General features: G+C 65.6%; 17 protein-coding genes. 7 read left to right on the top strand and 10 right to left on the bottom strand.

Annotation, left to right across the window (positions count from 1 at the left end):
- Positions 1 to 90: 90 nt before the first annotated feature.
- Positions 91 to 834, top strand: a complete 744-nt coding sequence (locus ASD67_RS22870; protein WP_156377532.1) for a hypothetical protein — start codon at positions 91 to 93, stop codon at positions 832 to 834.
- Between the two features lie 329 nt (positions 835 to 1,163).
- Here the strand turns inward: ASD67_RS22870 and ASD67_RS02135 are convergent, their stop codons facing one another.
- The 6 genes from ASD67_RS02135 to ASD67_RS02115 all read right to left on the bottom strand — a co-directional run bounded on the left by ASD67_RS02135 (position 1,164) and on the right by ASD67_RS02115 (position 6,331).
- Positions 1,164 to 2,978: an ABCB family ABC transporter ATP-binding protein/permease gene (locus ASD67_RS02135; protein WP_056342536.1), complete on the bottom strand. Its 1,815-nt coding sequence runs from the start codon at positions 2,976 to 2,978 to the stop codon at positions 1,164 to 1,166.
- Between the two features lie 278 nt (positions 2,979 to 3,256).
- Positions 3,257 to 3,409: a hypothetical protein gene (locus ASD67_RS22865; RefSeq protein ID WP_156377531.1), complete on the bottom strand. Its 153-nt coding sequence runs from the start codon at positions 3,407 to 3,409 to the stop codon at positions 3,257 to 3,259.
- A gap of 143 nt (positions 3,410 to 3,552) precedes the next feature.
- The gene (locus ASD67_RS02130; protein WP_056342533.1) at positions 3,553 to 4,350 is read right to left on the bottom strand and encodes a M15 family metallopeptidase; all 798 of its coding nucleotides are present in this window, start codon (positions 4,348 to 4,350) and stop codon (positions 3,553 to 3,555) included.
- 130 nt (positions 4,351 to 4,480) lie between these two features.
- On the bottom strand, positions 4,481 to 5,065 hold the full coding sequence (locus ASD67_RS02125; RefSeq protein ID WP_056342530.1) for an LptA/OstA family protein: 585 nt from the start codon (positions 5,063 to 5,065) through the stop codon (positions 4,481 to 4,483).
- A complete protein-coding gene (gene lptC, locus ASD67_RS02120; protein WP_056342527.1) occupies positions 5,062 to 5,700 on the bottom strand; it encodes an LPS export ABC transporter periplasmic protein LptC in 639 nt (212 codons plus the stop codon). Before lptC ends, ASD67_RS02125 begins: the two co-directional genes overlap by 4 nt.
- 13 nt (positions 5,701 to 5,713) lie before the next feature.
- A complete protein-coding gene (locus tag ASD67_RS02115) occupies positions 5,714 to 6,331 on the bottom strand; it encodes a ribonuclease D (protein WP_056342525.1) in 618 nt (205 codons plus the stop codon).
- Positions 6,332 to 6,592: 261 nt separating this feature from the next.
- Here ASD67_RS02115 and ASD67_RS23905 point away from each other — a divergent pair, with 261 nt between their 5' ends.
- Positions 6,593 to 7,402 (top strand): cold-shock protein, encoded by an 810-nt coding sequence (locus tag ASD67_RS23905; protein ID WP_056342523.1) that lies wholly within the window; start codon positions 6,593 to 6,595, stop codon positions 7,400 to 7,402.
- Between the two features lie 217 nt (positions 7,403 to 7,619).
- Here ASD67_RS23905 and ASD67_RS02105 read toward each other — a convergent pair whose 3' ends face one another.
- The 4 genes from ASD67_RS02105 to ASD67_RS02090 form a co-directional block, all read right to left on the bottom strand.
- Positions 7,620 to 8,075, bottom strand: coding sequence for a Dps family protein (locus ASD67_RS02105; protein WP_056342521.1), 456 nt, complete (start codon positions 8,073 to 8,075; stop codon positions 7,620 to 7,622).
- Between the two features lie 89 nt (positions 8,076 to 8,164).
- On the bottom strand, positions 8,165 to 8,737 hold the full coding sequence (locus ASD67_RS02100; RefSeq protein WP_056342518.1) for a TMEM165/GDT1 family protein: 573 nt from the start codon (positions 8,735 to 8,737) through the stop codon (positions 8,165 to 8,167).
- Positions 8,738 to 8,762: 25 nt separating this feature from the next.
- On the bottom strand, positions 8,763 to 9,092 hold the full coding sequence (locus tag ASD67_RS02095) for a hypothetical protein (protein ID WP_056342514.1): 330 nt from the start codon (positions 9,090 to 9,092) through the stop codon (positions 8,763 to 8,765).
- 56 nt (positions 9,093 to 9,148) lie between these two features.
- On the bottom strand, positions 9,149 to 9,793 hold the full coding sequence (locus tag ASD67_RS02090; protein ID WP_056342511.1) for a GGDEF domain-containing protein: 645 nt from the start codon (positions 9,791 to 9,793) through the stop codon (positions 9,149 to 9,151).
- A 188-nt stretch (positions 9,794 to 9,981) separates the two neighbouring features.
- On the opposite strand from ASD67_RS02090, the gene purE reads away from it, so the two are divergent.
- Genes purE through ASD67_RS02065 form a run of 5 tightly spaced genes read left to right on the top strand, consistent with a single transcriptional unit; the run spans position 9,982 to position 14,176 of the window.
- Entirely contained in the window at positions 9,982 to 10,479 is a 498-nt protein-coding gene (gene purE / locus ASD67_RS02085; protein WP_056342508.1) for a 5-(carboxyamino)imidazole ribonucleotide mutase, read from the top strand.
- A 4-nt stretch (positions 10,480 to 10,483) separates the two neighbouring features.
- A complete protein-coding gene (locus tag ASD67_RS02080) occupies positions 10,484 to 11,557 on the top strand; it encodes a 5-(carboxyamino)imidazole ribonucleotide synthase (RefSeq protein ID WP_235535533.1) in 1,074 nt (357 codons plus the stop codon).
- On the top strand, positions 11,554 to 12,048 hold the full coding sequence (locus ASD67_RS02075; RefSeq protein ID WP_056342505.1) for a dihydrofolate reductase: 495 nt from the start codon (positions 11,554 to 11,556) through the stop codon (positions 12,046 to 12,048). Before ASD67_RS02080 ends, ASD67_RS02075 begins: the two co-directional genes overlap by 4 nt.
- Positions 12,048 to 13,250 (top strand): dipeptidase, encoded by a 1,203-nt coding sequence (locus tag ASD67_RS02070; RefSeq protein WP_056342502.1) that lies wholly within the window; start codon positions 12,048 to 12,050, stop codon positions 13,248 to 13,250. Before ASD67_RS02075 ends, ASD67_RS02070 begins: the two co-directional genes overlap by 1 nt.
- Positions 13,247 to 14,176, top strand: coding sequence for a bifunctional riboflavin kinase/FAD synthetase (locus tag ASD67_RS02065; RefSeq protein WP_056342499.1), 930 nt, complete (start codon positions 13,247 to 13,249; stop codon positions 14,174 to 14,176). Before ASD67_RS02070 ends, ASD67_RS02065 begins: the two co-directional genes overlap by 4 nt.
- The last annotated feature ends 7 nt before the right edge of the window (positions 14,177 to 14,183 follow it).

Here is a 14,183-nt window from a genome sequence, read left to right as displayed (position 1 = left end):
TCGTCACATCCTTCGCGTAAGCTGGTCTAACGCTCAAGATATGCTGAAGAACGTTGATAGGTCGACCGGTTCATGTGATGATAACACCGCTTGGCCATCACTACGGGGTTGCAGATGCAAGAACGTAAAAATTCTCACGCAGACGCCGCTTCGCCCCGGCCGGATTCACAAATACCAGAATCCGCGCAACGAGAAACAGTAAAAATAATAATGGTCGATCCAAAAAAATATATGGATAAGCCATTCCTAGAAAGTCATCAGATTTTAATTGCTTCTGGACTGACTTTTATCATCGGATTTTTTACGCTATTTAACGCCATCATATCAACTTATCTAAATGACAAAAATCGCAGAGATGATTTAGAATCAAAAAGACTAGCATTCTTTTCTGTTTTAGTTTCTGAATTAGACATGGCAATTGAAAAGATTCAAAGGACAAAGGAAATATTAGAATCAATAGAGATTGAAAGCATTGGATCCGCCGGATCCGTCAACGCAATCAGATTTGCTTCAAGGAATATCGACTTTAACTTTATATCTGATAATTGGGATAAGCTATCAAACTTGAAGCCAAAAGAGATAATCGACATAAGAAAGCTTCAGATAAGAGTTTCCGAGATTTCTTCTTTATTCTCTTCTATACTCGACGATCCAAATTTGGCAAGGATTCAGGGCGCCTTGCCTCTCTTCGAGATCAAATATGATGGCGACAAAGCTCAAGACGAGGATCGTCTGGAACTCCTCTTTGAGGATCTGCTAGAGGCAACAAACGAAGGGTTGCAGGATGCTCAAAATTTGCGCATCATTGTCAGCAAGAGTTTGGGGGAATTGTAAATGGCATGGTCGTTCAAGCGGAATGAACATAATCTCCTTTTGCTTTGGAATCAGCTGCGTGCGAGCCGTCGGTCCGCTTTGAGACAGGCCTTCGATGATATTGACCGATCTGGTTGCTCAGCAGCGCCAGGAGCCATGCCGCACCCTCGCTCTGTCACGTTGCATCTCGTCCAGCGTGGTCGCTACATCATCGTATTCAATTGCCAGCCCGGCAACGTAGAAATTTGCGCCATACGAAGTGTTCGCGGCGGTGAAAGCGCCAACGGGCTACAACAGTTTGCGTAATCTTGGTTAGTGCTTCCCGCACGCACACAAGGCAACCCTCCTCTCTAAACCGTCCCCTCTTCCTTCTCCGCCTGCTGCCGCGCCCACATGTCGGCGTACAGCCCGCGCATTCGCAGCAGTTGCTCGTGCGTCCCCGTCTCGGCCACGCGGCCCTTGTCGAGCACGATGATCCGGTCCGCCCCCGTCACCGTCGACAGGCGGTGCGCGATCACCAGCGTCGTGCGGCGTGCGGCGATGCGGTCGAGCGTGTCCTGGATCGCCGCTTCGGTGCGGCTGTCGAGCGCGCTGGTCGCTTCGTCCAAGATCAGCACCGGCGGGTTCTTGAGCAGCGTGCGCGCGATCGCGACGCGCTGTTTCTCGCCGCCCGACAGCTTCAGCCCGCGCTCGCCGACCTCAGTGTCATAGCCCTGCGGCAGGATGCCGATGAAGGTGTCGATCGCCGCGCCCTCGGCCGCCGCCGCGATCTCTTCGGCACTCGCGCCCTCGCGGCCATAGGCGATATTATAGCCGATGCTGTCGTTGAACAGCACCGTGTCCTGCGGGACGATGCCGATCTCGGCGCGCAGGCTTTTTTGCGTGACCTTGGCGATATCCTGATCGTCGATGGTGATCCGCCCGCCCTGCGGGTCATAGAATCGGAACAGCAGCCGCGCGATCGTCGACTTGCCCGCGCCCGACGGCCCGACGATCGCCAGCGTCTCGCCCGCGCCGACCGCGAAGCTGACCCCGTTCAATATCGTGCGGTCGGGCTCATAGCCGAACACGACATTGTCGAACGCCACCGCGCCGCCGTTCACCACCAGCGGCCAGGCGCCCTCGGCATCGCGCACCTCGCTCGGGGTGTCGATCAGCCGGAACATCGCCTCCATGTCGATCAGCCCCTGGCGGATGACGCGATAGACCATGCCGAGCATGTCGAGCGGGCGGAACAGCTGCGCGAGCAGGGTGTTCACCAGCACCACGTCGCCAACCTGATATTGCCCCTTCGACCAGCCCCAGACGGTGTACGCCATCGCCCCCGCCATCGCGGCGTTGGTGACAAAACTCTGCCCGATGTTGAGCCAGGCGAGGCTGTTCTCGCTCTTCACCGCGGCCTTGGCATATTGGTCGGCGACGTCGCGGTAGCGCGCCGCTTCGCGCTCCTCGGCGCCGAAATATTTGACCGTCTCGTAATTGAGCAGGCTGTCGACGCTGCGCCCGACGGTGAGGGTGTCGAGGTCGTTCATGCGGACGCGCAGCGCATTGCGCCAGTCGGTCACCCGCCGCGTGAAGATGATGTAGACGATCACCATCAGCGCGGTCGCGCTGGCGAGACCAAAGCTGAACTTGGTCCAGAAGATGATCAGCACCGCGAGCAGCTCGACGATCGTCGGCGCGATGTTGAACAACAGGAAATAGAGCATCGTGTCGATGCTCTTGGTCCCGCGCTCGATCACCTTGGTGACCTCGCCGGTGCGCCGCGCGAGGTGGAAGCGCAGGCTCAGCGCGTGCAAATGGGTGAAGGTCGCGATCGCGAGCTCGCGCGTCGCATCCTGCCCGACGCGCTCGAACACGACGTTGCGCATATTGTCGAACAGCACCCCGGCAAAACGCGCCCCGGCATAAGCAAGCACCAGCCCGATCGCGAGCGCGACGCCCTGCTCCATCCCCGGCGCCATCTTGTCGATCGCGGCGCCATAGAGGAAGCCCATCGACAGCTGGACGCCCTTCGACGCGAGCACGATGAGTCCCGCGGCGATGATGCGGACCTTATGCTCGGTGTGCCCGGCGGGCCACAGATAGGGCAGGAAGCGCCGCAGCGTGTCCAGCACCGGCGGTTCCTTGGCCGCATCGGCGGAAGTTTGCGTATCGGGCGGCATCGGCGCCCCATGTAGGGTGGACGCCGCCCAACGCCAAGCGGGGTTGGTGACGACAGGCTGACTTATGCCTCCGCGCGCTGCGCCATGAATATCTCACGCGAAGGCGCAAAGGCGCGAAGAGGGCAGCGCACGCCACGGGCGCGACGCGAGGATCGCGCGAAGCGCCTTTGAAAATGTCGCCTGCGGCGACGAGCCGACGCCAGCCGACCAGGCGCGACATCTTTGTGTCTTTGTGTGAGACCCTTTTTCTTTGCGCCTTTGCGTGAGATTTTCTTCTTCTACCGCGAATCGCGATATCCCGCCCGCCGCAGCAGGCGGTCGATCAGCCGCCGTTCCTCGCTGGTCGGGCCGGCAAGTTCGGGGGTTTCGATGGTGGTCAGCCGCTGGCCGAACAGCGGGCGGCGCGGCGTGACAATCGGGGAGAACCGCATGGGCGGGGCGCCTTTTACTGCGCGGCGTCGCACCCCCCGGTGCCGCATATGGTCTGGTCCCGCCGCCACCTTGGCGCGCCATGGTATCGACCGCGTTGACGGAAAAGGTTAGCGCGCCCTTTCCCGCGAATCGCCGCCGCGGATCAGAGCTGGTGCTTGCCCGCGGCGCGCGCCGTCGCCGCCGCGGCGGGACGATGCTCCCAATGCCAGGCCTCGCTCGGCACGGTGCGGATGAAACCGAACCGCGTCGCATGCTTCGCCAGCCAGTCATAGGTCGGGCTGCCGAGTCCTCCGGCGGTGTCGATGTCGAGCGCGATGCCGTGCTGGTGGTTCGACGACCCGGGCTTGGCAGCCTTGTTGAACCCCGGCCGGCCCGCGACATAGCCCTCATAGAGATATTTCTGGTTGGCATAGGTGCGAAAGCCCGAATTCAGCAGGATCGCGATGCCGTCCGCCGCCGCCGCCGCGACCATCTTCTGATAGGGCTCGACGATCGCCTCCGACAGATATTCGATCTCGAGCGTCCGGTCGACGATCTGGACCAGCGTGATCTGGCCCTGATAGGCGCCGCCCTTCCACGCCGCATTGGGTCCGAACTGCCCCGCTCCCGGCGCGGGAGCGATCTTGCCCAGCGTGACGTTGCGAAAACTGCCGCTGAAATTGCGCGTCGAGGTCCACCCCAGCGCCGCGCCGCCCGCCGCCGGCGCCACCAGCGCGAAGACGATCTTCGACTGGCTCCCCGACGGTTCGATCTTGATCTGCTCGACCTTCACCTTGCTGTTCTTGGGGATCGTCTTGAACCCGCCGACCGCGGCGCCGGCGGGCAGCGCGTCGCCCGCCCGCCATGTTTCGAACTCGAACAGCGCGCCCGGCTTGCGCAACCGCGCATCGGGATCGGTCACGGTGAATATCGTATCAAGAAAGCTTTCGGAAATCGACACGACTCGCCTCCCCCACTTCTGAAAAATTACAGGGGAATAGTGACACGAAACCGGGATATCGCAAGTAACGGGCGAAAGTGATGAGCCGCGCCCGCCGCGCGGGTCGGAATTCGTCTTGACTTAGAGGCCGTTACTGCTTGCGTTCGGGAACGGTGAAGGTGCCGGTCACGCGCCCGCCCGCACCCGGGACGACATTGCCGTCGGGTCCGCGCGTCGCGCCGCGCCCATCGACCGTCGCGCGCCCCGAATTGAGGTCGATCACCAGCCGCCCGCCGTTCAGGCGGTTGCCGCGCTGGGTCAGCTGGACATTGCCGACCATCGTGATCAGCCGCTTGTCGAGGTCGTAGATCGCGACATTGCCCGTTGCGCGCTCGTCGCCCTTGGTCACCACGACGCCGCCGGTCGCGTCGAGCCGGTTGACGTCGGTGCCGCCCTGCCGCGAATAAGCGACGGTCATGCGCTGCGAGGTCACGGTCATGCCCGCCTGCGTCACCCGCACCCCGCCCGACAGCACGACGCGGTCGGACCGGTCCTGCACTTCGATGCTGCCGGCGCTGAAATCAACGGGGGCGTTGCTGTTGTGGTTGGCAAGCGCCTGCGCCCGCGCCGGGGCGCCGCCGCTGCCGCCCGACAGGATCGCGAGACTGGTCAGCGCGAAGCTCGCGCCCGCCAAGATCAGGCTGCGCAATCCCCCCAGGCGCGGCGTTGCGGTCATTTCAGCACTCCCTGATTGATCCTCAGCCGGGCATTGCCCGACAGGCGGACGACGCGCGTGTCGAGATCGGCCGACAGCGCGTTGGCCGAAAAATTGCCGATGTTCAATGTGCCGTTGACCCCGCCGCGGCCCGTCAGGCTGCGCGACTTCAAATCGATCGCGACATTGCTCGCGTCGATCCGGTATCCGTCGGCGCTGCGCACGCGCACCGCGCCGGGCACTGCGACCTGTTCGGTGTCCATATTATATTGCCCCGCCGCCGCCGCGATCGTCGCGGGTCCGTCAGCCAGGTTGATGGCGCCCGACAATTGTTCCATCCGCACGATCGGCTCGGCCGAGCTTTTCTGTACCGCGCTGCCCGCGACGAGCGCGAAGGGCTGGCCCTTGGTGTCCTGCCCGCGATATTCGGCGCGGGTCACCTTCATTCGCTCCTGCGCCACCTCGACCTTGTCCTTGGCGAGCAGGAAGCTGACCTCGGTCCGCTGGGTGAAGGGCGAAAAAATCATCACCGCGGCGACGACGCCGATCACCAGCGGCAGTCCGAAGCGCAGGATGCGCACGACACGGTCGTGGCTCGACCCGCTGGTCGCCCACAACTGGCGCATCGTGCGATCATGATCGGCGCGGGCGGACATGCGAATCGCCCCCTCAGCTGTGCGCGAAAATATCGGCCTCGGGCCAACCCGCGAGGTCGAGCGCCGCGCGCGTCGGCAGGAAATCGAAACAGGATTGCGCCAGTTCCATGCGTCCCTCGCGGACCAGACGCGCGTCGAGGATCTCCTTCATCGCGTGGAGGAAGCGCACGTCGCTCGCGGCATAGTCGCGCTGCGCGTCGCTCAGCGTCGCGGCACCCCAGTCGCTCGACTGCTGCTGTTTCGACACCTCCTGGCCCAGCAATTCGCGGACCAGCTCCTTCAGCCCGTGGCGGTCGGTGTAGGTGCGGATCAGCCGCGAGGCGATCTTGGTGCAATAGACCGGCGCGGTCACGACGCCGAGCGCCTGCTGCAGCGCGGCGATGTCGAAACGCGCGAAATGGAACAATTTCAACCGGTTGGTATCGGTCAATATCGCCTTCAGCACCGGCGCGTCATAGGCGCTGCCGGGACCGAAGCGGACGAGATGCTCGTCGCCCGACCCGTCGCTGATCTGAACCAGGCACAGCCGGTCGCGCAGCGGGTTGAGCCCCATCGTCTCGGTATCGATCGCAACCGCACCTGGACCCAGCACGCCCTCGGGCAGATCCTCTTCATGGAAATAGACTGTCATGGCCTCGCCTTAGGCCAAGCCGCCTTGCGGCTCAATGACTGGTTTTGCCCGCGCCGCGGGCGCGCCGGGCGGGTGCGACGGACGCTGCCCGCATCGCGACGAAGCCCGCGAATTTTCTGTTCGCAGCGGCCGGTCATTTAGGTTATATATTGCGCCGTTAGCGGCACGGGGCGAGTCTGTGCCAAGGGTGAACTGCGTCTCCGTCCGGCGCAAGGAGCCGGTGGTAACGGAGCGTGGACGACCGAAAGCGACTATCAGACAATGAGTTTCAACAAAGACCGCCGTGGCCATCGGGGGCGCGGTAAGCGCGATGATTTCGGCAATTTCGACAGCTTCGAACCGGCGCCCTATGGCGGTGACAGCTATGGCGGCGGCGCGTCGCGCGGCGGCTTCGGCGATCGCAGTGGCGGCGGCGGGGACCGTGGGGGCGGTTTCGGCGGCGGTGATCGCGGCGGCTTCGGCGGCGGCGATCGTGGCGGCGGTGGTGGCTTCGGCGGCGGACGCGGCGGCGGCATGCCGGCGCAGGTCGTCGGCGAAGGCAATGGCACCGTCAAATTCTTCAACCCGTCGAAGGGCTTCGGCTTCGTCGCGCGCGACGACGGCGGCGAGGATGTGTTCGTGCACATCAGCGCGGTCGAACAGGCGGGCCTGCAGGGCCTCGCCTCGGGCCAGCCGCTCGGCTTCACCCTCGTCGAACGCAACGGCAAGGTGTCGGCGATCGACCTGAAGATCGAAGGCGAACCGATGCCGATCGAGGACAGCGCCCCGCGCCGCGACGATCGCGGTGACCGCGGCGGCTTCGGCGGCGACCGTCCTGCACCGGGCGGCGCCCGCGGCCGGCGCCAACTGACCGGCGAACGCACCTCGGGCACGGTGAAGTTCTTCAACACCACCAAGGGCTTCGGCTTTATCGCGCGTGACGACGGACAGGCCGATGCCTTCGTCCACATCAGCGCGGTGCAGCGCGCCGGCATGACCGGCCTCGAGGAAGGCGACCGCGTCGCTTTCGACATCGAAGTCGACGATCGCGGCAAGTTCGCCGCGGTGAACATCCAGCCGCACCAGGACTGATTCCGGTCCGAACGGATAAGGAAAAGGGCGGCCGAGAGGCCGCCCTTTTTCGTTGGGGGCGTGGCGGCACATATCTTACGGCGCGAGCCCCCCATCTCCATTCGTGTCGAGCGAAGTCGAGACACCCTGCAGTAATGCATGCCTTCGGGGTGCCCCGACTTCGCCCGACACGAACGGATTAAAGCTGTGTCGGCTATCAAGCGTCGATAGTTGCCGCTCAATAGCCCGCGGTTGCCTCCAGGAACCACACCCGCTGCTCGGTCTCGTCGGCCCAGGCGTCGACCAGGCCGCTCGTCGCGATATCGCCGGCCTTTTCCGCCGCCGCCTTGACCTCCTTGATCTGCGCCAGCAGCGTCTTGTTGTCCGCGGCCAGCGTGCGGACCATCGTTTCGGCATCGACGCCCGCGGCATCGTCGTCGCGGATCGACTGGCGGCGGCCGACGTCGCCGATCGAACGCAGGGTCGCGGCGCCATTCTTGCGCACGCGCTCGGCGATCAGATCGGTGGTGGCGAGTATCTGCGTTGCCTGTTCGTCGAACAGCAGGTGCCGTTCGCGAAAATGCGGCCCCTGAACGTGCCAGTGATAATTTTTCGTCTTGAGATAGAGCGCGAGACTGTCGGCGAGCAGCGCGTTGAGCGCATCGGCGACGGCGGGCTGATTATGGTCGGGCATGACACCCTCCTTTCCTGTTCCCGCAATATAGGGATCAGAAAGCCCATGGTCCCACGCAGCCTTTCACGCTGAATGATCGATAAAATCGATTACCGACCGAGCATCCCGAACGCGGTCATCGCACTGCGCAGCCCCCAGATCGCCAGAATGAGCGCCGCCGCCCAGCGCACGATCTTCGCGCCCAGCCGGTCGGCGAGCGCGGGTCCAAAAGCCAGGAAGGGCAGCATCGCGATCGTCCATCCGGCCAGCCCGCCCGCCGCGGCCCAATGCCCCGCGCCGCTCGTCGCCGCGAGCGCGCCGATCAGGAAATGGCTGCGGTCGCCGAACTGGATCAACAGCATCCGCGCCGCGAGCAGCGGTACCGGCGCGGTCAGCACGCGATCGTCGGCGAGCGTCAGCCGCCCGCGCCACGCGAGCGCCACCGCCGCCGACAGCAGCGCGAAGGCGACGAGCAGCGCGACGATGCCTTGCCCGATCATCCGGTTGGCGATCGATCCGGCGACCGCCGCGATCACCGCATTGACGACGAACACGCCGACCGCGATCCCGAACACCAGCCGCCGGTCGTCGCGCGCGGCGAGCAGGCGCGACAGGAAAACTCCCGTCCGTCCGTCGGCGTTGGCCAGCGCCACCGCGACGAGCGCCAGCATGATCGCATCCATGAAATTCGGTCCCGAAGCGTTGGAATCAGTGCCCGAGGCGCATCGCGACCGACGCCAGCCAGGCTTCCTGCGCGGCGGGCGCCATCGGCCCGCGCGGTACGCTCGCGGCGTCGCTCATCGCGTCGAGATAGGTCAGGATCGCGGCGCGATAGCCGCCCGCGGCGACCGCCGATTCGAGCCGGCTCGCCAGCGTCTCGACCGCGGCAAAGCCATGATCCCGCGCCAGGCAACGGATGTCGTCGACCCCCTGGACGATCTGGGTCAGCGCGCAATGCGGCAGCGCCTCGGCGAGCGCGCCGATCTGCCCGGTGATCCGGCGCTGGATATCGTGGCTCGGGTCGTTGTGATGCAACATCTGACACCCCCTGGTCCTCAAGGGTGTGACGATGCGCTCATTTGGTTAATGGACGGTTAGCGATGGCCGGCGGGGCCATCCTGCCCCTGCTTGCAGCGATACATGTCGCGGTCGGCCGCCGCGAGGATGTCCGATTCAGTCATGTCGGGCTGGAGCATCGCGACCCCGAAGCACGCCGACAGCGCGATCTCGCGCCCGTCATAGACGGCGGGGGCCGCCATCAGCATATCGCACAGCCGCGTCACCTGCGCCCGCGCGCCTTCCTCGGTCGACTGGTCGAGAATCAGCCCGAACTCGTCGCCGCCGATGCGCGCCGCGACATCGGTCGCGCGGATCGAGGACAGCAACCGATCGGCAATCTGGATCAGCGCGAAATCGCCCGCGGCATGGCCGAAGCTGTCGTTGATGAATTTGAGCTGGTTGACGTCGGCGAAGACCACCGCGGCGGTCTCGGCATGGCGTTCGAAGCGCGCGATGCGCTGGTGGATCGCGGTCAGGAAATAGCGGCGGTTGAACAAGGGGGTCAGCGTGTCGCGTTCCGACACGCGCTCGAGTTCGGCGACCGCGATCTTGAGGACGCGATTTTCGCGGCGCAACGCGTCGCGTTCGCGCCGAACGTCGCGCAACTGGTCCTCGATGGAGTCGACGGGTACGGCGGTCAGGTGATCGACCGCGATCCGTGCCCCCCCTATGCTGTCCATCCCAAACGTCCCCGAAGCGAACCCGTGCCGCCGGCCGGATGCCGACAGTCTCTCGTGACGGGCGATCCTAGAACGGACTTGATACCAATCGGTAAACGGAGCCCGCGATTTGATGGCGTTGCCCGCATCATTTCGACCCGCTAGGGGAGGGGCGCGGCGATGACTCGCCCGGGCAGGGAGACAGAGGGATGGGCGACACGGCGCCAAGCGTTGGCGTGATCATGGGCAGCCAGTCGGACTGGCCGACGATGGCGCACGCCGTCCACATCCTCGAAACCTTCGGCATCGCCCACGAGGTCCAGATCGTCTCGGCCCACCGCACCCCCGACCGCCTTGTTTCCTATGCCAAAAGCGCCGCGACGCGCGGGCTGAAAGCGATCATCGCGGGCGCCGGCGGCGCCGCGCACCTGCCCGGCATGGTCGCGTCGATGACGCGCGTGCCGGTGCTCGGCGTGCCCGTCCAGTCGGCCGCGCTCAGCGGCGTCGACAGCCTCTATTCGATCGTCCAAATGCCCGGCGGCATTCCAGTGGCGACCTTCGCGATCGGCAAGGCGGGGGCGACCAACGCCGGACTGTTCGCCGCCGCGCTGCTCGCGAACAGCGATGCCGGCCTCGCGGCAAAGCTCGACGCCTGGCGCGCCGCGCAGTCCGAAGGCGTCGCCCCGATCCCTGTGCGCGAGGGCTGAGCGCTTGCTGCCACCCGGTTCTACCATCGGCATATTGGGCGGCGGCCAGCTCGGCCGCATGCTCGCCGTCGCCGCCGCGCAGCTCGGCTACAAGACGCATATCTATGCCCCCGACGCCGAAAGCGTCGCCGCACAGGTCGCGGCGCAGCACACGCAAGCCGCGTGGGACGACGAACCGCGCCTCGCCGCCTTTGCGGCGCATTGCGACGTCGTCACCTTCGAATTCGAAAATGTCCCCGTCGACACCTTGCGGTTCCTGTCGGGCCATGTCGCGGTGCGCGCCGGCGCCGACGCGCTCGAAATCGCGCAGGACCGGCTGATCGAGAAAAACTTCGTCGCCGGCCTTGGCGGCCGCCCTGCCCCCTTCGCGGCGGCCCCCGACCGCGCCGCGCTCGATACCGCGATCGCCGCGATCGGCACCCCCGCGATCCTCAAGACCGTGCGCATGGGTTATGACGGCAAGGGTCAGGCACGCCTCGCCGCCCCCGACGATGCCGACGCCGCGTGGGACGCGATCGACCGTCACGCCGCGGTGCTCGAAGGCTTCGTCGCCTTCGACCATGAATTTTCGGTGCTGATGGTGCGCGGCATCGATGGCGAGACACGCTTCTGGGACAGCCCGGTCAATATCCATGAGGACGGCATCCTCGCCACCTCGACCCTTCCGCCGCCGCCGATCGTCCTCGACCAGCAGGCCGAAGCCCGCGACCTGATGGCGGCGATCGCCGCCGACCTCGATTATGTCGGGGTGCTCACCGGCGAGTTTTTCGCGACCGACAAGGGTCCGGTCTTCAACGAGATGGCGCCGCGCGTCCACAACAGCGGCCATTGGACGATCGAGGGCGCGGTGACGAGCCAGTTCGAAAACCACATCCGCGCGATCGCCGGGCTGCCGCTCGGCGACACCGCGAGCCCGCGGCTGCCCGTCGTCATGCGCAATCTGATCGGCGTCGGCATAAACGACGCGCCCGCCTTGCTCGCCGAACCCGGCTGCCACCTCCACCATTATGGCAAGGCCGAGGTCCGCGCCGGGCGCAAGCTCGGCCACGCGACCTGGGTCGGCACGGAACCCGCATGAACCACCCCGAAATCACCCTGATCGTTGCGCGCGCCGCGAATGGCGTCATCGGCGCCGATGGCAAGATGCCCTGGCACCTGCCCGCCGATCTCCGTCGCTTCAAGCAGCTCACCATGGGCCGCCCGATGATCATGGGGCGCAAGACCTTCGACAGCCTGCCCGCGATCCTCGAGGGCCGCCGCCACATCGTGCTCACCCGCGACCCCGACTGGCAGGAGGACGGCGCCGAACCCGTCGCATCGGTCGAGGCGGCGCTGCGCAGCGCCAACGCGCCGCAGGTGATGGTGATCGGCGGCGCCGAAATCCATGCGATGTTCCTGCCCCTCGCCGACCGCATCGAGCTGACCGAAGTCGCGCTCACGCCCGCCGGCGACGCGTCGATCGCCTATCCCGACCCCGCCGACTGGCGCGAAGCGGCGCGCGAAGATCATCCGGCCGACGAGGCGGGCCGCCCCGCCTACAGCTTCGTCACCTTCACGAGGAAGCGCTGATGCGTCGCTGGCTTACCGGCCTATTGCTCGTCGTCGCGCTCGCCGCGCTCGCTTTCTTCGCCCTCGCCCCCGGCATTCTCGAGCGCGACATGAACAAGATCGACGGCAAACCGCTGCCAGTCGTCAGCGAACGCGCCAAGACGCTGCACCAGACGCTGACGATCGTCGACCTGCACAGCGACACCTTGCTGTGGAAACGCAGCATCCTCGACCGCGCGGATCGTGGCCATATGGATTTTCCTCGGCTCGAAGAGGGCAATGTCGCGCTGCAGGTCCTGGCGAGCACCACCAAATCGCCCAAGGGCCAGAATTACGACGCCAATGGCGCCGACACCGACAATATCACCGGCCTCGTCATCGCGCAGCTCCAGCCGGTGCGGACGTGGAATTCGCTGCTCGAGCGCTCGCTCTGGCATTCGGAAAAGCTGAAACGCGCGCTGGCCGAGCAACAGGAGGCGATCGGCAATCGCCCGCCATGGTATCTCGTGACCGCGCCCGGCGGCCTCGACGGGCTGAACAAGGAGGTGATCCCCGACCATCCGACCGGCCGGGGCGTCATGCTCAGCGTCGAGGGGCTGCATGTCCTCGAAGGCAACATCGCCAATCTCGACAAGCTCTACGCCGCGGGTTTCCGCATGGCTGGGCTCACCCATTTCTTCGACAACGACCTCGCGGGGTCGATGCACGGACTCAAGAAGGGCGGGCTGACCCCGTTCGGGCGCCGGGTCGTCACGGCGATGGAAGCCAAGGGCATGATCGTCGACGTCGCGCATTGCAGCAAGGCGTGCGTCGCCGACATCCTCAAGATGGCGCGCCGCCCCGTCGTCTCCAGCCATGGCGGGGTGCAGGCGACGTGCAAGGTCAACCGCAATCTCGACGACGCGCAGATCCGCGGCGTCGCGGCGACCGGCGGGCTGATCGGCATCGGCTATTGGGACGCCGCCGTCTGCGACACCTCGCCCGCGAGCATCGCGAAGGCGATGAAGCATGTCCGCGACCTCGTCGGCATTCAATATGTCGCGCTCGGCAGCGATTACGACGGCGCGACCACCGTCCGCTTCGACACCTCGCAGCTGGTCCAGATGACGCAGGCGCTGATCGACGCGGGCTTCACCGACGACGAGATCCGCGCCGCGATGGGCGGCAACGCGATCCGCGTGCTGAGCGCGGGGCTCGTCCCGCTCACCCCGCCCGCGCTATGATCCGCCTCGACGGCCACCAGCGGATCGAGGGCGATTTGCGCGGCGGCGTCATCGCGCTCGGCAATTTCGACGGCTTCCACGCCGGGCACCAGGCGGTCGTCGGCCGCGCCGTCCGCCATGCGCGCGACGAAGGCCGGCCGGCGATCGTCGCGACCTTCGACCCGCATCCGGTGCGCTTCTTCAAGCCCGACGCCGCGCCCTTCCGCCTCACCACGCTCGACCAAAGGCAGGCGCTGTTCGCTGCGGCGGGCGCCGACGCGATGCTCGTCCTGCCCTTCGACGCCGCGCTCGCGGGTACGACGGCAGAGGATTTCATCACCGGCCTGCTGCTCGACCGCTATGGCGCCGCCGGGGTCGTCACCGGCGCCGACTTCGTCTTCGGCAAGGGCCGCGGCGGCGATGTCGTGACGCTTGCCGACCACGCCCGCCGCCTTGGCTTCTTCACCGAAATGGTCTCGCCGGTCGACGACGCCGACGAGGTCATCTCGTCGAGCCGCATCCGCGACGCGCTGCACGCGGGCGATTGCGCCACCGCCGCGCGCCTGCTCACCCGGCCGTTCATAGTGCGCGGAATCGTCCAGCACGGCGACAAGAACGGCCGCCTGCTCGGCTTCCCGACCGCCAACATCGACATGGGCAATTACCTCCGCCCGCGCTACGGCATCTACGCCGTCACCGGGCGGCTGCCCGACGGCCGCGTGCTGAAAGGCGCCGCGAACCTCGGCATCCGTCCCAGCTTCGACCCGCCGAAGGAGCTGCTCGAACCGCATTTCTTCGATTTCGCCGAAGACCTGTACGGCCAGGAAATCGACGTCGCCTTCCACGCCTTCCTCCGTCCGGAAGCGAAGTTCGACGGCATGGGCGCGCTGATGGCGCAGATCGCGGCGGATTGCGACGCGGCGCGGGACCTGCTCGCGCACCTCTAAGGCAGAC

Origin of the sequence: Sphingopyxis sp. Root1497, from assembly GCF_001427085.1 — a bacterium.
Taxonomy (GTDB): Bacteria; Pseudomonadota; Alphaproteobacteria; order Sphingomonadales; family Sphingomonadaceae; genus Sphingopyxis.
This window is presented reverse-complemented; position numbering and strand designations above follow the sequence as displayed.